The 26191-nt window shown below is 53.4% G+C and carries 24 protein-coding genes; 17 read left to right on the forward strand and 7 right to left on the reverse strand.

The window, feature by feature from the left end; genetic code table 11:
• Positions 1-5 precede the first annotated feature (5 nt).
• The 6 genes from J2Z18_RS20340 to J2Z18_RS20365 all read left to right on the forward strand — a co-directional run bounded on the left by J2Z18_RS20340 (position 6) and on the right by J2Z18_RS20365 (position 6131).
• Positions 6-1007 carry a hypothetical protein gene (locus J2Z18_RS20340; protein WP_245256102.1) on the forward strand — a complete coding sequence of 334 codons (1002 nt, stop codon included), beginning with the start codon at positions 6-8 and terminating at the stop codon, positions 1005-1007.
• A complete protein-coding gene (locus J2Z18_RS20345; protein ID WP_210095231.1) occupies positions 965-1504 on the forward strand; it encodes a hypothetical protein in 540 nt (179 codons plus the stop codon). Before J2Z18_RS20340 ends, J2Z18_RS20345 begins: the two co-directional genes overlap by 43 nt.
• Positions 1505-1873: 369 nt before the next feature.
• Positions 1874-2209 carry a cupin domain-containing protein gene (locus J2Z18_RS20350; RefSeq protein WP_210095232.1) on the forward strand — a complete coding sequence of 112 codons (336 nt, stop codon included), beginning with the start codon at positions 1874-1876 and terminating at the stop codon, positions 2207-2209.
• A 77-nt stretch (positions 2210-2286) separates the two neighbouring features.
• Positions 2287-3096 (forward strand): alpha/beta hydrolase, encoded by an 810-nt coding sequence (locus J2Z18_RS20355; protein ID WP_210095233.1) that lies wholly within the window; start codon positions 2287-2289, stop codon positions 3094-3096.
• A gap of 386 nt (positions 3097-3482) precedes the next feature.
• Positions 3483-5102: a helix-turn-helix domain-containing protein gene (locus J2Z18_RS20360; RefSeq protein ID WP_210095234.1), complete on the forward strand. Its 1620-nt coding sequence runs from the start codon at positions 3483-3485 to the stop codon at positions 5100-5102.
• Positions 5103-5171: 69 nt separating this feature from the next.
• Positions 5172-6131: an ABC transporter substrate-binding protein gene (locus tag J2Z18_RS20365; RefSeq protein ID WP_210095235.1), complete on the forward strand. Its 960-nt coding sequence runs from the start codon at positions 5172-5174 to the stop codon at positions 6129-6131.
• A gap of 294 nt (positions 6132-6425) precedes the next feature.
• Here the strand turns inward: J2Z18_RS20365 and J2Z18_RS20370 are convergent, their stop codons facing one another.
• Genes J2Z18_RS20370 through J2Z18_RS20380 form a run of 3 tightly spaced genes read right to left on the reverse strand, consistent with a single transcriptional unit; the run spans position 6426 to position 9689 of the window.
• Complete coding sequence (locus J2Z18_RS20370) at positions 6426-7532, reverse strand: ABC transporter permease (protein WP_007129332.1); 1107 nt, start codon at positions 7530-7532, stop codon at positions 6426-6428.
• Entirely contained in the window at positions 7498-8523 is a 1026-nt protein-coding gene (locus J2Z18_RS20375) for an ABC transporter ATP-binding protein (RefSeq protein ID WP_007129333.1), read from the reverse strand. The genes J2Z18_RS20370 and J2Z18_RS20375 overlap by 35 nt, the downstream gene beginning before the upstream one ends.
• Positions 8524-8525: 2 nt before the next feature.
• A complete protein-coding gene (locus J2Z18_RS20380) occupies positions 8526-9689 on the reverse strand; it encodes a COG1470 family protein (RefSeq protein ID WP_007129334.1) in 1164 nt (387 codons plus the stop codon).
• A 262-nt stretch (positions 9690-9951) separates the two neighbouring features.
• Here J2Z18_RS20380 and J2Z18_RS20385 point away from each other — a divergent pair, with 262 nt between their 5' ends.
• The 9 genes from J2Z18_RS20385 to J2Z18_RS20425 all read left to right on the forward strand — a co-directional run bounded on the left by J2Z18_RS20385 (position 9952) and on the right by J2Z18_RS20425 (position 19649).
• Positions 9952-10554: a sigma-70 family RNA polymerase sigma factor gene (locus tag J2Z18_RS20385; RefSeq protein ID WP_007129335.1), complete on the forward strand. Its 603-nt coding sequence runs from the start codon at positions 9952-9954 to the stop codon at positions 10552-10554.
• Positions 10535-11389 carry an anti-sigma factor domain-containing protein gene (locus J2Z18_RS20390; protein WP_007129336.1) on the forward strand — a complete coding sequence of 285 codons (855 nt, stop codon included), beginning with the start codon at positions 10535-10537 and terminating at the stop codon, positions 11387-11389. Before J2Z18_RS20385 ends, J2Z18_RS20390 begins: the two co-directional genes overlap by 20 nt.
• Positions 11376-11570: a hypothetical protein gene (locus tag J2Z18_RS20395; protein WP_138919324.1), complete on the forward strand. Its 195-nt coding sequence runs from the start codon at positions 11376-11378 to the stop codon at positions 11568-11570. Before J2Z18_RS20390 ends, J2Z18_RS20395 begins: the two co-directional genes overlap by 14 nt.
• A 127-nt stretch (positions 11571-11697) precedes the next feature.
• A complete protein-coding gene (locus J2Z18_RS20400) occupies positions 11698-12741 on the forward strand; it encodes a dienelactone hydrolase family protein (protein ID WP_210095236.1) in 1044 nt (347 codons plus the stop codon).
• Between the two features lie 381 nt (positions 12742-13122).
• Positions 13123-13821, forward strand: coding sequence for an RNA polymerase sporulation sigma factor SigK (gene sigK / locus J2Z18_RS20405; protein ID WP_007129338.1), 699 nt, complete (start codon positions 13123-13125; stop codon positions 13819-13821).
• 214 nt (positions 13822-14035) lie between these two features.
• Positions 14036-15592, forward strand: a complete 1557-nt coding sequence (locus tag J2Z18_RS20410; protein ID WP_245256104.1) for a PucR family transcriptional regulator — start codon at positions 14036-14038, stop codon at positions 15590-15592.
• 142 nt (positions 15593-15734) lie between these two features.
• Complete coding sequence (locus tag J2Z18_RS20415) at positions 15735-17000, forward strand: cytosine permease (protein ID WP_210095238.1); 1266 nt, start codon at positions 15735-15737, stop codon at positions 16998-17000.
• Positions 17000-18103 carry an S-methyl thiohydantoin desulfurase family protein gene (locus J2Z18_RS20420; RefSeq protein WP_210095239.1) on the forward strand — a complete coding sequence of 368 codons (1104 nt, stop codon included), beginning with the start codon at positions 17000-17002 and terminating at the stop codon, positions 18101-18103. Before J2Z18_RS20415 ends, J2Z18_RS20420 begins: the two co-directional genes overlap by 1 nt.
• Complete coding sequence (locus J2Z18_RS20425; protein WP_210095240.1) at positions 18096-19649, forward strand: hydantoinase/oxoprolinase family protein; 1554 nt, start codon at positions 18096-18098, stop codon at positions 19647-19649. Before J2Z18_RS20420 ends, J2Z18_RS20425 begins: the two co-directional genes overlap by 8 nt.
• Positions 19650-19718: 69 nt before the next feature.
• Here the strand turns inward: J2Z18_RS20425 and J2Z18_RS20430 are convergent, their stop codons facing one another.
• The gene (locus J2Z18_RS20430) at positions 19719-19994 is read right to left on the reverse strand and encodes a hypothetical protein (protein WP_007129344.1); all 276 of its coding nucleotides are present in this window, start codon (positions 19992-19994) and stop codon (positions 19719-19721) included.
• A 176-nt stretch (positions 19995-20170) separates the two neighbouring features.
• The gene (locus tag J2Z18_RS20435) at positions 20171-21016 is read right to left on the reverse strand and encodes a sugar phosphate isomerase/epimerase family protein (protein WP_210095241.1); all 846 of its coding nucleotides are present in this window, start codon (positions 21014-21016) and stop codon (positions 20171-20173) included.
• A 288-nt stretch (positions 21017-21304) separates the two neighbouring features.
• Here J2Z18_RS20435 and J2Z18_RS20440 point away from each other — a divergent pair, with 288 nt between their 5' ends.
• A complete protein-coding gene (locus J2Z18_RS20440) occupies positions 21305-22267 on the forward strand; it encodes an acetylxylan esterase (RefSeq protein ID WP_007129346.1) in 963 nt (320 codons plus the stop codon).
• A gap of 147 nt (positions 22268-22414) precedes the next feature.
• Positions 22415-23491 (forward strand): SDR family oxidoreductase, encoded by a 1077-nt coding sequence (locus J2Z18_RS20445; protein ID WP_210095242.1) that lies wholly within the window; start codon positions 22415-22417, stop codon positions 23489-23491.
• Between the two features lie 145 nt (positions 23492-23636).
• On the opposite strand, the gene J2Z18_RS20450 is transcribed toward J2Z18_RS20445, so the two are convergent.
• Both J2Z18_RS20450 and J2Z18_RS20455 read right to left on the reverse strand, forming a co-directional pair.
• Complete coding sequence (locus J2Z18_RS20450; RefSeq protein WP_028404356.1) at positions 23637-24011, reverse strand: winged helix-turn-helix transcriptional regulator; 375 nt, start codon at positions 24009-24011, stop codon at positions 23637-23639.
• Positions 24012-24511: 500 nt separating this feature from the next.
• Entirely contained in the window at positions 24512-25585 is a 1074-nt protein-coding gene (locus tag J2Z18_RS20455) for a M42 family metallopeptidase (protein ID WP_028404355.1), read from the reverse strand.
• Positions 25586-26191: the final 606 nt, after the last annotated feature.

Raw genomic sequence — 26191 nt, forward strand, 5'->3', positions numbered from 1 at the left:
GCGGCATGCAGCGGTTACAGGACATTTTAGAGAGCGGGGACGGGCTCTTCGAAGGCTTCTTCGAATGGCTTGAGGGACAATATGATCCCGAGTCGGGCGGCTTCTATTATGCTCGGAGCTCCCGGAACTCGCCCCGGCTCACCCCGGATATCGAATCGACGGCTCAAGCGCTGGGCATTATCGAGCGCTGCGGCCTTGCAGCGGGTCTGACAGAGGAAGTGAAGGGGCGCATGATCCGCTTCTTTCAGTCGAAGCAGGATCCCGTTACGGGCTATTTCTATGATGCGAATCCGGATATGAGACGAGATGAGGTTATGGTGGGACGTGCACTCGGCTACAGCGCCGGTTCCCTCCGGAAGCTCGGGGCAGCCCCGTTATATCCGCTGCCGGGAGCCGGGGGCTCCGAAGAGGCGGCACCGGATTATTGCCGCAGCCCTGCGGCATATCACGATTGGCTGCGCTCAATCAGTCTGGTGAACAGCTGGCGCGGATGCGACAGGCTGTGCAACTCGGCGCCATACCTGCTGCAAATGCCTATGGAGAAGAGGGAGACGTATCTCCAAGTGGCGTTATCCTATTTTGCCGAAATTCAGGATCCGGACACAGGCTTATGGGGCGAAGGCGCCCCCTATGTCCGCATATCCGGTACGTTTAAGCTGCTGACGTTTTATAACCGGTTTGGGATCCCGCTGCCGCGCGTCCCCGAAATTTACCGCTCGCTTCTGCAAATCCTGAGAACCGAGAGGGCGGAGGATATGTGCTATATCCGGAATCCGATCAGTCTTCTGTCATCGATGAACATGGATATTGCTGAGGATGAAATGGTCGAAATCGCGGAAATTACGCTGTGGAATATGGCGAGGCTCAAGCGTGCGGACGGCGGCTTCTCTCGAGAGCTGCATCGCTCGCCGCCGGCGCCGAACGTCGCCCAGGTCAAGCCGGGGGAGAGCTACGCAGGGCATTCTTGGCTATATTCCGGCGATTCTGCTGTTTCAAGCCGTTCCTAGAATCCTTCGTCAACTATTTGAACGTGGCTTTTCTGGGGGTGACGATGCTGTCCGGTCTGGTGCTCGCCAGATGGGGCAGGGCCGAGTGGAACGATTTATACCTGGCCGCAGCTGCGATCGGGTTCATCGCAGGCGTCATCCCCTTGTTCTTGGGCGTGCAGCTGTGGACGGTCATCTTATTCATGGCGGTGTTCTCGCTCGTAAAGCCGCTGCAAAACAACGCCTATACCTCGCATTATTACAAGCTAAGCGGAGAGCTCCCGCTGAAGGAGCATTTTAAGGTGGAGTCGGTGGTGCTGCGTGAAATATTCACCAACGCCGGACGCGGAACCGGAGTCGCCATATACATGCTGATTCCCGGTTCCCTGACGGACAGCCCGATTGCCTGGATGCTGATGGCTATCGCGCTGCTGCAGCTTCTCATCGGCTGGCTTGCGTCGCCGGTATTTCCAGCGATGCGGATCACCCTATCCGGCCAGCGCAATCGAGATCTGTGACGGGCAAGGCGATGGATGTTGAAGTGTTCGGTTTTCAGAGGGGGATTGGGGGTGCAGCGGCTGCGGGGCAGTGAGGGGATATAAGGGCAGGAGACTGGCAAGAGGAGAGGCCTTAGGAGCGGACGTTCGAGATGGGATCCGATCCGTAAAAATTGGTTTTCTTCATAGGAATTCAGGCTTTCCCCGCCGAAGTAGGTACGATGCTGCATGCAGTGAAATGAGCGGTCCGAAACGGCGAGCGTTCGACAACAGGAAGACGTGATGGCGGATAAATGTTGTGCAGTCTAGTGTTGTTTATGGTGACAAGGCTGCTCATCTCCTCAGCGCATTGAAATTGTATCCATCACGACCCGAAAGGAGGAATGATCCATGGCAGTCATCGGCAGCTGGGAGCAGGCCGAGCCCGGCGTGAAACGGAAAGTGTTTCAGCCCGGGAAGGAGCTGATGATGATGGAGGTTCATTTTGAGAAGGGAGCCGAAGGAGCCCTGCACAGCCATCCGCATGAGCAGATGAGCTATTGTCTGGAAGGACGGATGGAATTTCGCATCGGCGGGGAGTCTTTCATCATCAGTCAGGGAGAGACCATCGTTATTCCAGGCGGCGTCGAGCATGGCGTTATCGCGCTGGAGCCGTCGGCGCTGCTAGACACGTTCACCCCGCTGCGAACCGATCTTCTCGGGAAATCAACAGCTCCTCGGGTGTGAAGTCGGTCCAAGCATTGCATGCATGCAGTTAAACGATTTGCATAACAAACATGGAAGGCTGAAAGGGGACATCCATCATGAAGCTGTGGGAAGAGGAAACACCGGGTTACGAGTCGGCAGAGGAACGGTTTGAACCTTATATGAAGCCATACTTGCTGGAAAGGAATAATCCTGGAGGAGCCGTGATTGTCCTGCCGGGCGGAGGCTATCAGGGACGGGCCGATCATGAAGGGGAGCCTGTCGCTTTGTGGCTGAATTCGATCGGCTTATCCGCTTTTGTCGTTCAATACCGGGTTGCTCCATACCGGCATCCATATCCGCTGCTCGATGCACAGCGGGCGATCCGGCTGGTGAGGCACCATGCCCAGGAGTGGAGCATCGACCCGGAACGGATTGGAATTTTGGGGTTTTCTGCCGGAGGGCATCTGGCGGCTTGGGCGAGCAATGACCACGATTCCGGAGATCCGGAGGCCCTGGATCCCGTTGAGCGGCAGAGCAGCCGTCCAAATGCGTCCATCCTGTGCTACCCGGTTATTTCGTTTAACGAGTTTAGCCATGAGGGCTCCGTACATAACCTGCTGGGCGAGCATCCGTCCGAAGCGATGAGACGAACCCTGTCCATGCAGCACGCAGTGAAGCCGGGAACACCCCCTGCATTTCTGTGGCATACGTCGGATGACGGTGCGGTCCCGGTGGAGAACAGCCTGTTGTATGCCGGGGCCCTAAGCAAGCATCAAATTCCGTTTGAGCTGCACGTTTTCCCTCACGGTCGCCATGGCCTCGGATTAGCCGAGGAGGAGCCGGATGCTTCGCGCTGGACGGAGCTGTGCGAGGGTTGGCTGCGCAGCATCGGATTCATGGCGCAAGCGGCTGTTACGGGAAGGTAAGGCGGCTAAAGGCTTATTTGCTAGGCTTGTCTTCTTAGCCAGAGGCCGGACTTTTATCCAACAAAAAGCTCACCCGATTGCTTGGCTCGGGTGAGCTTTTGAATGTATGCCCAGCATGGGCGTCATCTTTTGGGGGAATGTCCCGAGCGGGGGCTGGCGAGCGCCCGCCATTACCGTTAGCCAAGGGCAAGGGTGTCCATCGCGAGGTGGTGCGGCCCCGTATGTACATATGGTGTGAGAGGACGGGGGGGAGCCAACCCTCTTACTCGATTCTTCAATAAGGAAGAGCAATTCATAACTCAGATGCCGGACTGTAATTGAGAATGGTTATCACCCCGACTATAATAGGATAAAACATTGTTACCGTCAGAAGGGGGGCCCTCAGCATGGAAGAAACGCAATATTCGCTGTTTGGAGTACGCTATATTAAGCTTGGTCATACCGAAGAAGCTGCCGGCGGATTCATGGAAGCACATACCATGCTATTGGTAAGTAAAGGTTCCGGTGATTTGTATTTGAATGGAGTCAGGCATCGATTGAAAGCGAAGGCGATCTGTTATTGTCCGCCGGGGACGATTGCCGACATACGCCGGACGCCAAACTCGTCGGTTCCGCTCGAGCTTTATGAATTGCAATACGATGTATGGGAGTCCAAGGAGCAGACAACAAGCCGTATCATATACAGTAAGCGAATCTCTGCACTGATGGACACCGGTAAGCTTCCCGTCGCCGCTACTCACGAGGCTCTTGTCCTTGCTCAAGAACTATACCAATTCAAGCAAAGTCCCGGACTCAGCGGGAGACTAGCTGCCAACCTTCGCAAAGATGCGGTATTTAAACAACTGATGGGCACACTGCTGCAGTCAACCGACGATGAGGAGCGCGAGCAGGATTGGCTGGAGCGCATGAAACTTGCGGTGGATTATGTGGAGAAACATTTCGCCGAGATGATTACGCGTAACGACATGGCAAAGAGGGTAGGACTAACGCCGGAACACTTCTCCGTATCGTTCAAAAGAGCAACAGGATCCGGTTTCACGGAGTACCTGACACGGCTCCGCCTGGAGAAAGCCAGGGAGGAATTACTTAACGGCGAAGATCGTAATCTCGATCGAATCGCGAGGGAAATCGGCTATCAGGACGGCTTATATTTAAGCCGGAAATTCAAGCAATATTTCGGTTACTCTCCTCGCGATTATATTCAGCGTCCGAAACGTATCGTGGCCCTGCAATATGTGGGCCATTTGCTGGCGCTTGGACTTACGCCCGCAGGAACTTCGACCAATCTGCTGCGTGCCCGCCCCTATGCCGGAAGGCTGGGGGATGTAGCTGACGTCGGAGATGCTCGATCGCTCCAGAGGATATCATCGTTGCAGCCCGATCTGATCGTCACATCCGGACCGAACAGCGAGCCCTTATCACAGCTGGCTCCAACTATTTTACTTCCTTGGGGGCGGGAAGATACCTTGGACGAACTGCTTCGATTAGGCAGAGCACTCAATCGCGAACGCGAAGCGAAGAGCTGGATTGATGGATTTAGAGAGAAGGAAGAACTAGCTGCTGCTCAGGTAGCCAAAATGATCGGTTCACATGTTACGGCAGCCGTGTTTGAGTTTTGGGCGGATCGGATATGGGCGGTTAATATGGCGTACGGCAGAGGACTGCGCAATTTATACCGGACGTTTTCGTTTCGGCCACCGGGGCCGCTCGCAGAACATGTATTAGGTGAGGGGGTCGGCTTGGAGCTAACGCCGGACATGCTGGCAGCGTATGCCGCCGATTATATGTTCGTAACCATCTGGGAGAGTGGAGGCGGTACAGGCTATGCGGAACGAGTCATGAACAGCAAAGAATGGAGAAGATTGCCTGCCGTTCGAAACGGGAGGGTGTTCTTTCTCGATTTGGAGCTGTTTAAATATAATGATCCGCTTGCTTTGGAGCAGCAATTGACAATACTCACGGAACTTCTAACAAATGTCCATAGAACCGCTTACGGAACGCAATAGACTCGTGCAATCCTTGCCTTTATCATGATAATAATGATAATCATTATCAATAAGGTGGAGGGTTTAAAGATGCGGTTGCTTAAAGGATTGATGTTGTCTCTGGTCGGAAGTATGGTCATTGTGCTGGGAGCCTGCGGAAGCACGCAGCAGCAAAGCGAAATTGTCGAAGCCAATGGCGACCCTCAAGCAGCGGAAACACGTAAATATGAAACGGTCATGGGCGAGATCGAGATTCCGAAGGATCCGAAGCGAATTGTCGCGACGCAATATCTCGGCCATCTGCTAACCTTGGGAGTTAAGCCTGTAGGCGCAGGTACGGCCAGCCTGAATCAGTATTTTTTGCAGGATCTGACCGACGGAATCGAGGATATCGGTGACGATAAAGCGGCACTTGAGAAAATCGTATCCCTTGATCCCGATCTCATCATTAGACCTTCCGATAAAAACTATGAGGAGTTCGCTAAAATCGCACCAACGATTGTAATTCCCTGGGGAGCTAAAGATATATATGCCGAGCTGCGTGAATTCGGAGAAATCCTCGGGAAATCGGAGGAAGCGGAGGAAGCCATTCGGCGTTATGAGGAGAAGCTTGAAGAGGCTAGGGCGAAGCTTACCGGCGTTGTGAAGGAAGGAGAAACGGTTGGCGTCTATGAGATTTGGGCGAAAAATTTTTGGGTCGTAGGTGAGAGCTTTGGGCGAGGTACCCGCAACCTCTATTCGGGGCTTGGCTATCAGCCGCCGGAAGCCGTGAAAGAGCATATCGTCAACGGAGGAGCCGGCCGGGACATTTCCCTGGAAGCACTGCCGGAAATGGCCGCGGATTATATGTTCGTGACGGTTTACGATGCGGACGGAGGAGGAGAACGTGCCAAGGAGATTATGGAGAGTGCCATTTGGAAGTCACTTCCGGCTTACAAAAACAATCGCATTTTTACATTGGATATCAATCAGTTCTCGGCAGGCGATCTCATCTCGCTGGAGAAGCAATTGGAGATTCAGACGAATCTGCTGCTTGGCAATGGGAAGTAATGCATAGCGGCAAAGTGTCAATTGGATATTCATGGGACTATCGGAAATGTCCCGAAACATGAAGAACGCCCTTCCGACTTCCTGCTTGGAAGCGAAAGGGCTGAAAAGCTTGCTTTCTCTTTAGTTGGAGGTTAGTTAACCTTATGCAACCGACGTATGCGGATCCCCATGATAGGCAGTGAGGATGGGGGTGCCGTCTCCTCCTATTTGATCATAAGGAGACGGCGGCCATTTGCCTGCTGCCTGCGGCTACGGCCTCCATGCTCGGTCGGCTTGGACTAGCCGGCCTTCCGATTATGAGCGTCCTCGAATCTCTTGACGGAGGAAGAGGACGTAGGACAGGGCGAAGCAGATCAAGGTAAGCGCCGTGAGCCCCGTAATTTGCGGCCATACGAGCAGCAAGCTTTGCCCGAATGGCAAGGGGCTCGCGATGGCTCCGATCACCTGCTCGTTCGTCAGCGGTCCGAGATTTCGGACCGACGGGACAAGCAGCGTGGTGGTCGCTTCATTGAATAGGGTGTAAGGCGAGATGCGGTTCAGCCACATCATCAGATTTTGGTAGTTGAGCACGTCCTGAACCGTGGTCGTAGGGGCGCTCGGCGCGATTCCCTTTGCGATCAGCTGCAGGATCATATCGTAGAAAAAGCTGAAGAACAGCCATACCGCAATACAGGACAGCGCCGATGTCGCCGGCTGGCGGAAGCGGACCGAGAACATAATGGACAGGTTCAGCCAGAAGCCGACATAGAAGATCGTCACAAGCAAAAAGCTGATGATTCGCAGAAATTCCTCGAAGGTCGGCGGAATGCCGATGATCAGGGTTCCCAGCGCCATGGTCAGGAACCCGAGGGTCAGGAACATGATGCTGATGACGATCAGGGATGCGACGAATTTAGCGTTCAGCAGGTCGTCACGGTGAATCGGCTGAGCCATGATCCGGCTGAGCGTGCCTTTGTTCCGCTCGCTGTTTACCGCATCAAAGCCCATGCCGATTCCGAGCAGCGGCCCAAGAAACCCGACAAAGCCGATGAACGTCGGCAGGGTTCCGTCGGAGATGGTAAACAGCTTCAGCAGGACGAATTCCTGCACGCCGTCCTCCGAACCGAGGGCATCCCGGATGCTGTTCAACGCCGTATATAGAGAGGCTACGCAGGTAAGAGCAATAATGCCCAGAAGCAGAATAAAGCGCCAGCTTCGGATATGGTCGGATACCTCCTTGCGTACAAGGACGCCGAAGGCACCGGGTATGGAGCGGGATCTGCGTCCGCCGTGCGCCGCGCCTTCGCCGGAGGCGCGCACCGGCTTTCTCAGCATGTCTCGGCGGCTATGAAGCCATGCCTTCGCTTTGCTGGCGTAGCCGTTCAGTTTAGCCGCTGCGTTTGGCGTCGTCTCCTTTGCCATGAGGCTCACCTCCTGCAAAATAACGATGGTAAATTTCATCAAGACCGTATTCCTGGCGGTGCAAAGCAAACAGGCGCGCACCGGAACCGACTATGGCGCCCGCAATGTCGGGACTGCAGTCAGAATCGCACCGGATCTGCAGCCTGCAGCGGCCATCCGCGGACAGGGCGCCCTGTTGACCCGCAGCCCCTTGTCCTACAGTCTCGATTTCCAGGCGATGCACGCCATCAATCCCGCGGATGCTCTCCTCCAGGGCAGGCGATAGACCTTCGATGTCCGCTGTAATCAGCAGCGGATCGTCGGCGAACAGCGTCCTCGACAGGCTGGGGACATCGCCTTCGGCGAGCAGCCGTCCCCGGACGAACAGGCCGACTCTGTCGCAAATCTGCTGAACCTGATGGAGCTGATGCGAGGACAGGAGCACCGTCAGATTCTGCTCACGGCTTAGCTTGCGAATCAGGCTGAGCAGCTCCTCCATCCCGGTCGGGTCGATGCCCAAGGTCGGCTCGTCAAGAATGATGATTTCCGGGGACTTGACGAGCACATCGGCAAGCCCCAGGCGCTGGCGCATGCCTCGGGAATAAGCGCCAGTCTTCTTATGGGCGGCGTTATCCAGCCCGACCTGCTCCAGCAGCAGCTTTGCCCTCTCGCGCGCGGCATCCTCCGGGATGCCGTTCAGCCTGGCGGTAAGCATCAAGTTCTCCAGTCCCGTGCGGTCCTCATAGAAACCGACGTCATCAGGGAGGTAGCCGACCCGCTGCTTAACCGGAATCGGCTCTCGGGTCGGATTCATGCCGAGCACGTTAATCGTTCCGGAATCGGGCTCGCTCAGTCCGAGCAGCATCAAGATCGTGGTCGACTTCCCTGCCCCGTTCGGACCGAGCAGGCCGAAGATTTCGCCGCGCGATATTCGCAGGGAGAGGCGGTCGACGGCTTTCGCCTTGCCGTAGCTCTTCGTCAGCTCGTGAATGTCTATGACCGTTTCCGTCACGGTTATCTCCTCCCGTATTTGCGAATCAGATAGTAGATGCCGCCAATAATGGCCAAGATGATCAGGACGCCGATCCAGCCCCATAGCATGGAGCCTTTCACCGAAACGCGGAATTGGGCATCCGAGCTGGCCTCAGCCGCGGAAGCCTTCATGTTGGTTACATAATCGCCGGCGATCGCTTTATCGCTTGCGGTCAGCTTCGCCTCCACGGTCGTGGACTGGCCGGCCGGCAGGTTCTCGATCGTCTTTGGATTGAAGGTCACCTCCCAATCCACCGGTGCTTCGGAGCTCAAATTGATGTCCGACAGATCGGCGGTTCCCGTATTCTTTACCTGCAGCTCGACCGTCTTGCTGCCACCGGCGCTCACGCTCGTGCTCAGGAGGCCGGTCGGCGTCGTCAGCTCAAGCCCATAGGAACCGGTAATGACGGCTTCCAGCGTCAACTCGGACGAGGTGGATTGGTTGGAGGCCCGGATCGGAATCTTGAAGGTTCCTTCCGTAACCTCAGCCGGCGGTTTGACATCAACCGTGATCGATTGGTTCGCGCCCGGTTCGATCTCTACGGAAGACACCTGGTTCCCCCCTGAGGTGAATTTAACGTCCCAGCCTGCCTGGGCATCGGCTTGCAGCGCGTAATTTTGTTTACTGGCCGTACGGTTCTGCAGATTCACTGTGTAGGTGAAGGTGGAATCGGCATGGCCTTCCAAATTCGCCTGGTCGGTGGTCAGCTCCGTCTGATACGTTCCCTGCTCTGTAATATCGACGGTGAGCGGAAGGCTGCCCATGGAGCCGGCCGATAACTGGAAGCTGTAGGAGCCCTTGTTCACCTTGAGCGGAACGGTCACCTCAAGCGTTACGGATTCAGCTTCTCCCGGCTTGACCGATACCTCCTTCAGCTGCCATCCACCCCCGCTCAGCTTGGCTGTCCAGCCGTCGGGAAGGTTGTTTAATTGAAGCGGCGCCGTAACAACGCCGCCGGTATTGTTCTTGACCTCAACCGGATAATTTATCGTCTCTCCCGGCGGAGCGGATATGGAGGTATAGGGTGTATACAGCGTAACTTCCCCGGCTGCAAACACCGGCCTGCCTCCCGTCAGCAAGCTTGCGCCCAGCATAATGAGGAGCAGCAAGCTCAACGATTTTATTGACTTTCCAGCGATTCTCATGACAAAACCCCTCCTAGTGATTTCATTCATCCTTAGTACGAAGTAAAGGCGGGGATTGGATTTACGCGGAAGCTTAAAAACACATAAAAAATTCATTAAAGGAAGCTTAAAAAGCGAATGCTCCGTTCAAAACCGAAATCCGCTTTGCTACAATAATGAATCGAAAATAGCTGTCATAGCGCGTTTATGGTCAGCTTCGGGTTCCTTCATGGACAATCGCCTGGTTCGGGCGAAGACGATAAAGTCATGTTAGGGGGAGAAGATGGTGGGCGAGCATCCTGCGGAATGGCTTGCAGAGATTGCGGACGGATCGGCTGCGGCATTCGGGCGGTTCTATGACAACTACGCCCAGATGGTATATCGGCTTGCGCTGACGATGACCAAGGATCCGGCCGATGCGGAGGATTTATGTCAGGATATCTTTATGGAAGTGCTGCATAAGGCGGATCAGTACGATCCCGACCGGGGGAGCGTGGAGGCATGGCTTGCCGTACGAACGCGCAGCCGGGCGATGGACCGGCTCCGCCGCAAGCAGCGCATGACGGTGTGTGATTGGAATGAGGAGGAGCTGCCGGAGCCAATTCTGTTCAGCGAACGGGAATCCGTCGAGATGGCCGCTCTGCGCCGCGTGGAGCTGGATCAAGTGAAGGAGGCGCTGCGGGCCATTCCGCCGCTCCAGCGCATGGCCGTATATGGCAGCTACGTCGAACAGCTGTCCCACAGAGAAATGGCAGAAATGATGAAGCGCCCTGTCGGGACGATCAAATCGCTGATCCGCTACGGAATTCACAACGTGAGGCGGCGCCTTGACGCCGCCGATCCGAAGGAAGGGGGAGAGCCGAAGCATGATGCATACAAAGCATAGTCATCACGAAGATGATGCTGTCGTAAGCTGTCCGTTGTACTCGGAGGAGAAGCTGGCCGATTACGCGATGAATCGGCTGTCTGAAGCGGACCGCTCTGCAGTGGAACGCCATTTGCGGCATTGCGAAGCCTGCGCCCGGACGACCGCCGAGTGGCAGGCGATCTTGGGCGAAGCCGGGGGCTTCAGCGGCGGCTTGGTTCAGGAAGCCAGCGAGGGGGAAATCCCCGGCGGTTTCGATGCGGAGCCTGCATTCAGCACCGGGAAGGCATCCGATCGGACCGAGCCCAAGCCCGAGCCGTCCCAGCGGCTGCGAAAGAGACTTATGCGCGCGGCTTATGCGCGATCCCTGCGCAAACGTGCAGCCGCCAATCGCCGTTATGCGCTGCAGGCGATCGCGGGGGCGGCCCTCCTCGCCCTGTTCGTCGGGCTGTTTGCCTCGAAGGGGGCCGCGGGCAAGGAAGAAACCTTTGATCATGCGGTGAATCAGCGGATCGCGCATATGCAGAGCGCCGATACCGAACGGTTTGCCATCCAGCCGGTGGAGCCTTTCTATGGCAGCGGATCGGTCTGGTTAAAGCGCGGATCCGGGGAAATGCTGATTGTCGTTAACGGATTGTACTCTTTGAAGGAGAAGGATTACCAGGTATGGCTGCAGGATGAGGATCAGCTGTCGAGCGCAGGCTTTATGCTCGTTCAAGGGACGCAGGGCCGAAGCTATTATTACGGCTTTGGCGCTAAAAAAGCCAAGCGGATCGTCGTCAGCATGGAGCCTAAAGGAGGAAGCCTGCGGCCGACAGGTCCTGAGGCGGTGCTCGTCGATATTGAGAAGGAATAACACGAGCGCAAATCCGCAGCTGCGGGAGACAGCCGACCTGCGAAACAGCGGACTGCCGTTGGCAATCAATCGTATCGCCCGGTGCCGCAACGGCAAGATCCGCCGTCTTGGTGAGAGCAAGACCAATGACCGTTACACACCGGTTCCCTTAAGGATTGCGTCTGGTCAAGCAACCCGGTAAGGGGAACGGCCATGCATATGCCGGATGTCTAGCGTCTGTCTATAGAAAATAGAGCAATCGAGACACGGATCATATACGAATCATGTGATCCAATCTGAAATTTACTAAAAGGGCGGTGTAATAGCGGATGTGGTGGCATGCGGACGAATATTTGGAGAAGCTGTACGACAACAGCATGAAGTGTATAGAGACGGCGAAGGCGTCCCGTACGGCAGAGGAGAGAAAGCAGTACTTGAAGCATAAGCTGCGTGAGCTGCTCGGCGATTTTGATGCAAGCAAGGGTCCGGAGCCCGTACTGCTTGAACGAACGGTCTGTGACGGTTATATTCGGGAACGGGTTCAGCTGTCGGCGATACCCGGATTGTCGTTTGCAGCGTACGTGCTCGTTCCGGACAGCTACAGCCGCGACCCGCTGCCTGCTGTCGTAGCGCTTCACGGCCACGGATACGGAAGCAGGGAAATTGTCGGATTGAAGCCGGACGGCTCTCCGGACATGGAGCCGCCCGGAGCCCACGGGCATTTTGCCATCCAATTGGTGAAGCGGGGGATGATCGTCATCGCCCCGGACGTTGCCGGCTTCGGAGAGCGGCGGCTTATGGCGGATGTGACAGCTAACCCTGACGTGAACCACTCCTGCCTTCGCTTATCCACCCGGCTGATGATGCATGGCAAGACGCTGGCAGGTCTGCGCGTGACGGAGGCGTTAAAGACGGTCGATTATGCCGCCGGTCGGGCAGAGGTCCGTGACGATCGAATCGGCATCATGGGTTTTTCAGGCGGGGGGATGATTTCGTTCTTGACCGCGGTGCTGGACTTGCGAATCCGGGCTGCCGTCATTGCTGGATATCTGAATACGTTTAAGGACAGCATCTTGGCGATGCAGCACTGCGTCTGCAATTACATCCCCGGCATGCTGGCCCATGCCGAGCTCCCGGAGTGGCTGGGGCTGATCTCTCCCAGACCCTTGTTTGTGGAATCGGGCACCGATGATCGGATATTTCCCGAGCAGGGCTTTCGTGCCGCTGCTGATCAGCTCCGGGATATTTACCGGCGCGACGGGGCGGAGAATCGGCTGGTGGCCGATCTGTTCCCGGGAAGGCACCAAATCAGCGGTAGGTACTCGTACGATTGGCTGTTCGATCAGCTGAGCCAGCCGGGCGCGATAGAATGAGCAGGGATTCTGTAGCTCATTGGTGAGGTTCCTATTGCGAGACTCTCTGTTATGAAGCGCTGTATTGCGAAGCTCCCTACTATGAAGCTTTCTGTTGTGAAGCTCTCTAAGGAGCATCTCTTTTATTATGGACCTCCCCGGCATCACATGACGGCAAGACTGGAGCTCGCCTAGGCGAAGCCGAACGTCAGCTGGATGCAAATCGCGGTCCTTGCAGAACGCCAACAGACATGCCGAGCACCCGCTTCCTGATCGATTTTATTGGACGCATTTCCAAACGTACAGGCACTTCTGGGCCACAGCCTACATACAATGAGAAGACCGAGAACCGAGCGCGTATAGGGCCGGTTGCATTGTATTTTTCGCAGGAGGTGTCCTACAGTGCCTGGATTGTTTACCGCAATTGCTTTGTTCATTAAAGAGTTGACCCTGCTCGTTTCGTACGTGAAAAACAATGCGTTTCCCCAGCCCCTAACGGAGGATGAGGAAGCAAAGCATCTGCAGCGAATGGCCGAAGGCGACCCTCAATCGCGCAACAAACTGATTGAGCATAACCTCCGGCTGGTCGCGCATATCGTCAAAAAATTCGACAATACCGGCGAGGATTTGGAAGACTTGATTTCGATCGGGACGATTGGACTCATCAAGGCGATTGAAAGCTTCCGGCCGAATAAAGGCACGAAGCTGGCGACATTTGCTGCCCGTTGTATAGAAAATGAAATTCTGATGCATCTTCGTTCCTTGAAGAAGACGCGAAAAGACGTATCATTGCATGACCCGATAGGAACGGACAAAGAGGGAAATGAAATCACACTTATCGATATTCTCGGAAGCGAAGCGGATGATATCGTTGATGCGGTGCAGCTGAAGATTGAGAAGAGCAAAATTTACCGCAATCTTGATATTTTGGATGACCGGGAGAAGGAGGTCGTGATCGGGCGGTTTGGGCTCGAAGCTGGAGGCGAGGAGCGTACCCAGCGCGAAATCGCCAAGGAGCTCGGGATTTCCCGGAGCTATGTGTCCCGGATTGAGAAGCGGGCGCTAATGAAGCTGTATCATGAGTTTTATAAGAAAAAGTGATTTGAGGATCGGGCCATGCCCGGTCTTTTTTTGACTTTAAGTTTCATGCGGCGCTTTTTTTCCTGGTAGCAATCCAGCAGAAATCACTTTAAAATGTAAGACACGCAGCCAAGTATAAGCATCCCTTAATGACGGGATTATAACTTTGATCATTGGAGCAAAAACAAGAAGAAGTGGTGAAACATATGGGGTAACCGTTAAAGATATACTGCAATTGCCTTCATTCCGGGGAGCCAAGGTGCTGACCGGACTGAACAGCCTTCATCGTACGGTCTCCTCATTATCCGTATTGGAGGTTTCCAACGCTGATTTTTCTTCTAAAATCGTCCGTTCCGTCCAAGAGGAGTGGTATGCGGAGGAAATTGTGATCAGCTCGTTATACTCCATCAAGGACAGTGTGGACAAGCAGTGCGAAGCGATTCAATACTTGATTAATCTCGGTGAAGTGGGACTGATTTTATATTATGTCGGAATTGTCATTCCGAAGGTGCCGGAGGAAGTGCTGCAATTAGCCGAGTCCCAAAATTTTATTATCATCTGCATGCCGGAGAACGACTCCTCCCTGCGTTACAATGAAGTGATTTATGAAGTGATGGAAGCGATCGTGCTGGACAATCAGACGATCAATGATAATTTTGTCAATGAATCGCTGGAGAAGGTGTCGTACCTTCCGGAGCATTCGCGCAGCGTGGAGATTATGCTGAAATTGTTAGCCGACCGGCTGAAAGCCAACATTGTACTGACCAATACGAAGCTTGAGATCGTGAATCAAGTCATGTGGCCGCGCAACTCTACGTTGGATGTTATGAAAATCATTCAGGAGCACGCGCCTCAAATGGCGAACGGCAGTGCCGGAGCGATCAGCTCCGACATCGCCTGCTTCGTTGATCATAAGGTTCTCCGTCAAAAGAACGGGGAGGCGCTGAATCTTTTTTTAATCAAAGAAAATTCGAAACTGCCGGGGAAGACGATCGATAAAATCAGCGAGGTCGTGCAGGTGGCTATCAATTTATGGGGAGACAAGCATAACGAGGTCAGCGAATATGCCTTGGTCAAGGCGATTATTAACGATGAAAGCGAAAAGATGCGGAGACTTGCCCATCTGCTGCATATCGATGTAGCGTCGATCCAAATGATGTGGCTCGTCTACATTCAGGATTTATCGGAGGAAAAACGCATCCGGGAGGAACTGTCGGAGCATCTCTCCAAATCCTATAAAACGGCGGTCATTCAAACGATCGATCATTGCATCATCGTCCTTCTGGGCAACTGCTCCTATAAATACAATGAGATTGAGGTGGCTGAAGAATATATCGATACGACAAGCTTCCTGCCATCCATATCGGAAATGGTGTACGCGCCGAGAATGAGGAATACGACGGATGTACGCAGGATGTATCAGCTCGTGAACCAAGTCGGGAAGAAAGTGCATCTTATATATCAAGAACGGAAAATGTTTACGGCTGCAGAAATTCGCTCCATGAAGCGGGCGATCGACTTGAGCGTGCAAGGAGAAGAAGTCATTGAGGAATGGATGGCGGTGATCGCTCCTATTCTGGATGACCCTGAATCGGTTAGAACATTAACGATATTTCTTCTGGATGCGAAGGGGAATTTTGATGTCTGTGCCAAGCTCCTCTTTGTCCACAAAAACACCGTAAAGTACCGCATCAAGAAAATCAGCGAGCTGCTGGGCTACGATATCACGATGAATTCCGAATTTTACGATGTGTATCTGGCCTGCATGATCTACCGGTTAATCCATAACTAAGTCCAAGAATCCGAGGGTTTGTCGAAAATGACAAAAATTCGGATTTTTATTTTTATTTCGGAAAAAGACGCGTTGTCCCTCTTCTTTTACAATAAGAAAAATAGTTTTTGGTCACTCGATCAAGTGGAGGGAGCGGGATAGGATGAGCAATACAGAAAAAACGCAGTCTTGGTTCACGCTGGGGATCGTTTGGGCCGGCGCGATGATCAGCATACCGGGTCTCCTGGTAGGGAATACGCTCATCACCGGTATGAGCTTATCCCAAACCTTAGTGGTTACTTTGGTCGGGTATGCCATTATCGTAGCCATCATGATTTTACAGGGGATTCAAAGCACGGAGCTGGGCAAGTCGACCGTTCAGGTCGCGAGTCAGGTGTTTGGCAGCAAGGGATCCCGCACGATTCTTTCGATTATTTTGACGATTGCCTGCCTCGGTTGGTTTGGTATACAGGCCAATGTCTGCGGCGCGGCGGTGGCAAATTTGTTGGCCGAGTTTGATATTGCGATTCCGGTCCCAATAGCCTCGCTGATCAGCGGTTTGGTGATGGTCGTTTCTGCAATGTACGGAATCAAAGTGCTGCGCGTGCTCAGTTATATTGCGGTACCATTGCTGGTCGTGCTCTGCGTGTATGGTTTGGTCAAGGCGCTGAATGGAGAGACGCTGCAGCTTATTTCGAACTACAGACCTGAGCAGGACATGAGCTTCATGGACGGGCTGGCGGTAACGATGGGCTCCTTTGCGCTCGGAGCGGTTATTGCCGGGGATTATTCGCAATTTTCCGCGAAGCGTTCCGATGTGTGGAAAGCCGCCCTCTTCGGGATTATCCCGGCAGGCGTTCTGATGATTAGCGTAGGGGCCGTCTTGACGCTGGCTTACCAAACGAATGATGTTACGGCCGTCTTTTTGAACATCGCCACTCCGTTGATCGGCGGCATCGTGCTGATCCTGGCGGCTTGGAAGACCAATATGGTGAATGCGATCTCGGGCGGGTTCGCGTTGATCAATGTCTTTAACGTTTCCAAGGAAAAAGAAAAATGGGCGGTAGGCGCCGCAGGGCTGATCGGGACGGTGCTTGCCGTCGTGGGCATTCTGGATTACTTTACGCCGGTCATGTCCGTGTTGTCGGCCATGGTGCCTCCCGTAGCGGGCGTCATGATTGCCGCTTATTGGGTAATGAACAAAGGGGATAAAAGCCGCTGGAAGGAAACGGAGGGCGTTAATCGACTGGGCGTTTTATCGTGGCTGATCGGTTCGGTCATTGCCTGCCTACCCGTCGTATTGTCGTTCTTCCCCAGTTTACCGCAGGTATCTAATCAGCCGTTGATCGGCATTGTCATTTCATTTGTCATTTATGTGGTAGGATATCGCTTTACCGTTACAAAGTCTGTCATATTGGAGGAACACTGATGAGATATTTAGATAAAGCCTCGATTGAACACATTGCGATTGGCGCTGCTTTCCTGGGAACAGGCGGTGGCGGAGACCCGTATATCGGAAAATTGATGGCGATTTCGGCTGTTGAGAAGAACGGGCCCGTCAAATTGTATTCGGTCGATGAAATCGGCGATGAAGACTTTTTTATTCCGGCAGCCATGATGGGAGCCCCTTCCGTATCATCCGAGAAATTTCCGAACGGAAGCGAGTTTGTGAAGGTCTTTCAGAAGCTGGCCCGGTATTTGGGAGAGGACAAAATCGCAGGCACATACCCAATGGAAGCGGGCGGCGTCAATTCGATGATCCCGATCGTCGTCGCGGCGCAGCTCGGTCTGCCGCTGATCGATTGCGACGGAATGGGCAGAGCCTTTCCCGAGCTGCAGATGGTGACATTTAACCTGGATGGAATCTCGGCAACGCCGATGGCGATTACGGACGAGAAAGGAAATATCGGCATTTTTGAAACGATCGATAACAAATGGACGGAACGCTTGGCCCGGGCAGCTACGGTCGAAATGGGGGCCAGCGCTTTGGTGAGCTTGTACCCGACGACCGGGGCTCAAATGAAGAGAAGCGGGGTCCATCATGTGGTTACGTTGTCTGAGCAAATCGGGGAGATTATTTCCTCGAACCATAGAGATGCGAAAGAAAAGCTGCAGGAGCTTTTAACGTTGGTGTCCGGCTACGAGCTGTTCCAAGGAAAAATCGTCGATGTGATCCGGGAAACCAAGGGAGGCTTTAATCTCGGCAAAATGAATCTGGAAGGCATCGAAGCCCATAAAGGCGGCAATATGAAGGTTCATTTTCAAAATGAGAATCTCGTTGCCGAAAGGGACGGTCAGGTTGTCGGCATGACCCCGGACTTACTCTGTCTGGTTGATTATGAAACGTTAACGCCCGTCACGACCGAGAGTCTGAAGTATGGCAAGCGCGTGCGGGTAATCGGACTTCCGGCTCATGAAAAATGGAGAACGGATAAAGGAATCCAAACGGCCGGACCAAGGTACTTTGGATATGATTACGATTATGTTCCGATTGAAGAACTGGTGAAAAAGGCGGTGGCTGATCATGTATAGAATCGGAATCGATGTGGGCGGAACGAATACGGACGCCATTATTTTGGACGAGTTTCATCAGTTGGTTCACTCCGTAAAATCTCCAACCAGTCTGGACATCAAGACAGGGATCGAAGCATCGCTTAGGAAATTGCTGCAAGAATCGAGCATTGATAAAACCCAAATTACGCATGCCATGCTTGGCACGACGCAATGCACCAACGCGATTGTGGAACGTAAAAAGCTGGCGACGGTCGGCGTCATTCGCCTAGGCTATCCTGCAACGGCTTCCGTTCCTCCGTATACGGCTTGGCCGGACGATATGGTTGAGAAGCTGTCGGGAAATTACGCTCTAGTTCATGGGGGATATGAATACGATGGTCAAGTGCTCAGCGAAGTCGATGAGGATGAAATTCGCGAGCTGTTGGCAGCATGGCGTGGAACAGTCGAGTCCATCGCGGTCATCGGCGTATTTTCCTCCATCAAGAACGACCAGGAGCTAAGTGTCCGCGATCTTATCCACGAGGTATATGGAGAAGAATATCCGGTTTCCTGCTCTTCCCTGATCGGCTCCGTCGGACTCATTGAACGTGAGAATGCGACCATCTTGAATGCGGCGTTGTGCAAGGTGATCGAGACGACCACCCAAGGGTTCGTAAACGCCTTGGAGGAGGAAGGAATTACGGATGCGGCTGTGTATTTATGTCAAAATGACGGCACATTAATGTCTATTGATTACGCCAAACAGTTTCCGATCCTCACGATCGCCTGCGGCCCGACGAACAGCATTCGCGGTGCTTCTTATTTGGCGAAGATCAAAGACACGATGGTGCTGGACGTCGGGGGTACGACTTCGGATATCGGCGTTCTGCAGGATGGATTCCCGAGAGAGTCGTCGGTTGCCGTGGAAGTTGGCGATATCCGTACCAATTTCCGTATGCCGGACATTATCTCCGTTGGACTGGGCGGAGGCAGTATTGTCCGCGTGGACGAAAGCGGCAAGATCTCGGTCGGACCCGACAGTGTCGGTTACAGGATCGGCGAAGAAGCGCTTGTCTTTGGCGGCAGCACGCTGACAACCACCGATATCGCCGTCCGGCTGGGACTGGCCGATGTAGGCGACAAGCGATTAGTGTCCCATATAGAGGAGGCGTTTGCGAAAGCGGTGCAGGCCGAAATTTCTGCAATCGTCGAGCAAGCGATCGATAAAATGAAGACCTCCTCGGAAGACGTTCAGCTCGTTCTTGTCGGCGGCGGCAGCATTATTATCCCGGATTCGATTCGGGGAGTAGCCGGCATGATGAAAGTGGAGAACGGAAGTGTAGCCAACGCCATCGGGGCGTCCATTGCTCAAATCAGCGGGCAATATGAACAGATTTATATTTATGCGCGGGAACCGCGCGAGGCTTGTCTGAAGGATGCGGAGGCAAAAGCGGTCAAGCAGGCCAAACTGGCCGGTGCGGACTCGGATACGATCGAATTGGTTGAAGTGGAAGAAACCCCGCTCGCCTATCATCCTGAGAATGCGACAAGATTAAGAGTGAAAGTTGTCGGGAAAATGAAATAGGAACGTGAAACAGCCGGCCCCCTTGCATGATTTACATCAAGGGGGCCGGCTGTTTGGCTTTGGAGTTGATCAGGACTCTTCCTGATCGAATTCGGTCTGAATGATTTGATCCTCGGACGGATAGTCGCGCTTCAGCTCCTGATGAAGCTCCCGATTTTCATAGTCGAAGCTGTTCGGCGGCCGCTGATCGGCTCTCCACGGGCTGCTCTTGCCAAGCGATTCCGTCATCAGGCTTGAGCCGAAAGGACCTTCGGGAAACTCTTCCGCAGTCAGATCGTTGCGCTGGGACTCTACGGTCGACAAATCCGTATACTCATCCCGTTCTTCCTTCTTAAACCGGTTCATAGTGAAGCCTCCTGAATGGTACCTGATATACCGACAGTGTCCCCTGTGATCCCGGAAATCATGCGGAAAAACCGCGGCCAATCTGAAACCAACAGCGATTGTAGGATCATTTTACGTACTTGCCCTGACATCCATTCATTGTTCACTTATATAGTGACGCTCGGGTATCCGGTGCTTTATTGCTGTATCAATCCTGCAGCCTGGAACACCCGATCAAAAGCAGTGCGTGATCTGATGACAAGCTCTTCAGGCGAAGCCGTCGGCTGGGCAGCGGTCAATATCTCTTGGCTGACTGGCCCTGCATACCCGATATCGTTCAGCGCGCGAAGGAAGCCTGCCAAATCGATGACTCCCTCACCTGGATACTGCCGATCATTATCGAGGACGTCCTGCACCGGAATATCCTTGGCGTCATTAATATGAACATGAACAATCTGGTCCGCACGCAGCTGGCGGATGTCCGACACGCTCATTTCATTGGTGTACCAGTGGTAAGCATCATACAGAAGCCCGACATTCGGTTCGCCGATGGCATCGATCCAATCCAGCGTTTCCTGAACGGTCCAGATGAACGGATGCTTCCACTGCGTGCGCAGATGATGCGGCCCGACGAATTCCAGTCCCAGCCGAATGCCGTAAGCGCCCAGAATATTGGCGCAGCTGCGAAGGCGCTTGGTTGCCACAGCCATGAAATGCGCAGCCGGCGCATCCGTGGAAGGAAGAATGTATGTACAGCAGCGAGTGCAGCCCAAGGCAGCAGCCGCGGCTGCTGCGGACGGAAGCTTCTCCAGCCCTTCCAGGAACTGCTCATCCGTTCCTCTCCACTCCACAGGCAATCCGATGGCGCCGATTTGAATATTGCTCGCCTGCAGCAGCGCTGCCGCCTCTTCTGTTCCCAAACGGTCCACCAAACTTTTCGCATCTAAATCCACGCAATCAAAACCGTAGCGGGAAGCGAGTTCGATAAGCTGTAAATCGCTTTCAAGTTTTCCGATTCCTGCAGTTGTTAATCCTTGAAGCATTTCTATCGTCTCCAATCTCTTAAAGTTCATTTCTATTATAGTTATGTTTTCGCCCATAAATCTATCAAACCTTCTTATTAGGAGATTTAAAGTTGAGTTAAAGACATCGAATTTTATATCGGGCAGAGAGGGAATGCAAACCAAGGTGCCGAAATACTCTTGTTATAGAGACTCCCGAGGGTACGTATTATTACTGATTTCACTGGGGCGCATATCAATCGGGACGATCGTACAGTAAACGATGAATCGTGAAACAAGCGACGGTAAAGGAGACGAACAACCAAACCAATGAATACCATACAGATTCGCAAGAGGGAACTTAACAACTGCCGTCCCGAACCGACGATGAACGAGGACGAGCTGAATCGATTCTGGGATCATTATCTCCATGTATACGCAGGCTCGCCGCTTCAAATCGATAGTGAGCCGGAAGAAACGCCGTATCCCCATATGAAGGTGTCCAAGGTGACATACCGCGGCTTTGACCAGACACCGATCCATGCCTGGTACATAACGCCTGCGGATTCCAATGAATCGTCCAAACGGCCTTGCGTCATTACCTTTCCTGGATATTCCGGAGACCGAGGGCTTCCGGAGCGATATGCCCATTGGCTGATGCTCGGCTATTCCGTGCTGGCAGCTGATGTCCGGGGCCAGAGCGGAGAGACGGGAAATCTGCTGCCCCTGGATGGCGGCGTCGTGAAGGGCTGGGTATCCCAGGGCATTACCGACATTCATCGATCCTACTATATGGCGATGGCCATCGATACCGTAAGAGCCGTCGATGCTGCCCTGGCACAGCCTGGGGTAGATCCTGCCAAAATCGCCGTCGTCGGGGGAAGCCAGGGAGGCGGCCTTGCGCTCCTTGCCGGGGCATTGCATCCGAAGGTGGCGGCAATCGTGGCCGACATTCCGAATCTGTGCAGAATGGATTACGGGGTGCTGCACTCGGCCAGCTCATTGACGGAAATCGCCCAGTATATCAAGCGTTATCCGGATCTGCTGGATCCTATTCTGTATCATCTGGCTCATTTCGACATCCTGAATCTTGCCCCAAGAATCAAAGCGCCGGTCATGGTTTCTGTCGGCTGGAAGGATACGGTATGCATGCCGGAGACCATCTACGCAGCTTATAACCGGATTGAGGCACCTAAGGAAATACGGGATTATCCGTTCTCCGGGCATGAGGTGAATGAGTATCAAAAGAGGGAAGCGGTACTCTTTCTGGAGCGGGTCTTGGGGAAAGCTTAAGTCAACATATTTCTTAGCTAAAAGGGCTGGTACTGCTTAAACGTTACCAAAAAGTAATTACATCACTTCAAAGTGCGTACTTCTCAAGCAGAACCCTAACGTGCAAAATGACATTAATCAATACATGACGTTAGGAGATGCGCTTATATGAATACGGATCAACGTTCACATCATTCGCTAAAAACGGCTTTGGTTGTAGGGGCCAACGGGGTGATTGGCCGCAACCTCATCGAGTACCTTGCGACGCTTCCCGACTGGGATATCATCGGCGTATCGCGCCGAGGCGGGGAGTCCACGAACCGCGTTCGTTATGTATCGGCCGACCTGCTGGACCGGGAGGATACGGCCGCCAAATTAAGCGGCTTGACCGAAGTGACGCATATTTTCTATGCGGCATACCAGGATCGGCCGACGTGGGCCGAGCTCGTCGCGCCGAATTTGGCCATGCTCGTCCATGTCGTGGAAGCGATCGAGCCCGTTGCCGCTAACCTGCAGCATGTAAGCCTAATGCAGGGCTACAAAGTGTACGGCGCTCATCTCGGTCCATTCAAGACGCCGGCCCGGGAGACGGATGCGAACCATATGCCGCCGGAATTCAATATCGATCAGCAGAACTTCCTCGAGGAACGGCAGAAGGGCAAAGCTTGGACCTGGTCAGCGCTGCGTCCCTCCGTTGTCAGCGGTTTCGCTCTTGGAAACCCGATGAATCTGGCCATGGTCATTGCCGTATATGCGTCGATTTCGAAAGAGCTTGGCATTCCCCTGCGTTTTCCCGGTAAGCCGGGAGCCTATCACAGCCTGCTGGAGATGACCGATGCCGGTCTGCTTGCCAAGGCGACCGTTTGGGCGGCAACCGATGAACGCTGCGCCAATCAAGCCTTCAATATTGCGAACGGGGACCTGTTCCGGTGGAACGAGTTATGGCCGAAGATTGCGCAGTATTTCGAGATGGAAACCGCACCGCCTCTGCAGATGAATCTGGAAACGGTCATGGCAGATAAGGAGCCGGTCTGGAATCGCATGGTTGAGAAGCATGGGCTTGCGAAGCACTCTTACCAAGAGGTCTCATCCTGGAAATTCGGCGATTTCGTGTTCTCCTGGGACTATGATTTCTTTGCGGACGGCTCAAAGGCCCGCCGCTTCGGTTTTCATGAGTATGTCGATACGGAAGCCATGTTCCTGAATATCTTTGACGAGCTCCGGCGTCGCAAGGTCATTCCATAAACACCGGGCAGTAACTGAAGCTCCCGAAACAAGGCAGCCGAGAGCGCTTCTTCCGTTCACCTCGTCACAACCAGAACATGAACGGTAATTCCGTTTTCGGATTGCACAAGAGAGCCGGCTATATTAGCCGGCTCTGTTCTGCTTGTTAATGCGATTCCTCAAGCAGCGGCTTTTCCAGAACGGTTGCGGACTCGCCGTATTTTCGCTCGATATGAGCATCTCCCCATCGGCACATCAGATGCAGAATTTCCTTTAAGCTCCAGCCATACTCGCTCAGTTCATACTCCACCTTGGGCGGAACCTGATTATAAATTTTACGTACGATAATGCCCTCCTCTTCCAGCTCACGCAGATGCTGTGTCAGCATTTTCTGGGTGATTTGGGGAATCAGGCTTAACAATTCGCTATTGCGTCTTTTCCCGAAAGTAAGATGAAAAAGAATGACCGGTTTCCACTTTCCGCCGATGACCTCCAGCGTCGCTTCCACCGCGGTGTTGTACACTTTTTCCTTATGCTCCATGATAAGCCTCGCTCCCTTCGACCAAGATATGATATTTACCAGCGATTTCCGAACTCGCGCTTTACTTCCTCCACTATAACATGAACTCCTTCATCCATCTGATCCGATCTTGCTTTGGAAATGCTGATACATATGAACTTCTCCTGCACTCGGCAATGGACAGGAAGAACGGCTTGCCGACATTGGACTGTCACCGGTTCCATGGACCACTACGCCAACTCTCCAGGTCTTCCGCTTGTCTCCTATTTCGCATGTTCAATTGCCCCATGACTTCTCTTTCTCTCACTGTAATACCAGCCAGCCAGGCACATTTCAATGTTTCTTCCCAATTTCACCGGACAGCAGATTCTTGCCAACGCAAAAACACCTCCAAGATTGTCCCCATATCTTTCGACACGGATCCTTCTCTTGAAGGTGTTTAATTTGCCTTACGCTATGGGGTCAGTCCCGTTTAGTGGAGGCTGGCTTTATCCCTTTTGATTTAGTTAGTCCGTTTACGGTTAAGCCCGGTCCAGAATCGTTTGGAGGGTCGTCCGGTCGAGCCCTTTTACCAGCTTGATCAGAAGCTCCTTGGCTGCTTCGTAGTCATCCGTGTGGATGATGGACGACGAGGTATGGATATACCGGGAGCAAATGCCGATGATCGTAGATGGAACCCCGATGCCGCTTAAGTGAACTTGCCCGGCATCCGTTCCGCCCGGCGATACGAAGTACTGATATTTGATCTTATTCGTCTCTGCCGTATCCTGCACGTATTCCACCATGCCGCGATGCGTCAGCATCGTCGGATCGAAGATGCGGAGCAAGGCCCCTTGTCCGAGCTGGCCGAATTGGCTCTTGTCGCCCATCATATCGTTTGCCGCGCTTGCATCAAGGCCGAAGAAAATGTCGGGCTGGATCAAGTTGGCTGCAGTCCGCGCGCCGCGAAGTCCGAGCTCTTCTTGAACGGTGGCTCCGGCATAAACCGTATTCGGAAGCTTCTCTCCGTGAAGAGCTTGAACGAGCTCGATGGCCAGGCCGACGCCGTATCGGTTATCCCATGCCTTAGCCATGATTTTTTTTGGATTGGCCAGCGGAGTAAATTCGCAGATCGGCACGATCTGCTGCCCCGGACGGATGCCGAACGATTCCGCCTCCGCTTTGTTGTCCGCGCCGATGTCGATATACATGGATTTGATATCGACCGGCTTGCTGCGCTGTGCTTCGTCCAGCAGGTGGGTCGGGATGGAGCCGACGACCCCGATAATCGGCCCGTTGTCGGTAATAATCTGCAGGCGCTGAGCCAGAACGGCCTGGCTCCACCAGCCGCCCAGCGGCTGAAAGCGCACCATGCCCGCTTCCGTAATGCCGGTTACCATGAAGCCGACCTCATCCATATGCCCGGCGACCATGACTCTCGGACCTTCGTCGTTCCCGCGCAGTACAGCAAACAGGCTGCCGAGCCGATCCTGTACAAATTCTTCGGTATATGGGGAGAGTGCATTTTTTACCCAAGCGCGCAGCTCTCTTTCAAAGCCCGGCGCAGCCGGAAATTCAGTAAGCGTCCGAAACAATTCGCGTGTAGATTCATTCATAGGCTATTCGCTCCTTTGGAAAAAGGTATGTATGAGTTCATCCTATTTAGTATGCCCCTATATACCGCAAAAGTCTACATTACAAGCTATGAAACAATCGCGGCTTGCTCAGGAAAAATAGATCGTCCAAGCACCAAATGATTCCCGAAGAATACGCTGGAATAAAACATGTCAATGAGTCATGGACAGGGGAAGGGCGAAGAAATATGGGCGAATACGGGGTGGGATCGTACGGCCGGCAAGCTGAATTCGGCGAGTTTCTGCTCATTATCATTCTTTTCATACTGCTCGTCATATTGCTGAATTACTTTTTGATTTAATGGGCGAAATGGTTACGGTACATTTATGCTAAATTCAATCAAGCAACTACGATCGGCAGCTTTCCGGTTACGGAAGGCTGTCTTTTTGCATTTATGCTTGCCCATGAGAGCCGTACCACCGTGGCGGCCGTTTGCGCCCTGATGACGGAATCGTTCAAAACAGCATGACACCGCGCGGCTTTTGCATTAAGGATGATTTTCCAAACATAAAGGAAGTTCGTTCAAAGCATAATGATTATCGAGTGATATCCATAATGGCTTTCCGAGGCTGGTTGAAGAATCCATA

Source organism: Paenibacillus lactis, from assembly GCF_017873605.1.
Classification (GTDB): Bacteria; Bacillota; Bacilli; order Paenibacillales; family Paenibacillaceae; genus Paenibacillus_AQ; species Paenibacillus_AQ lactis.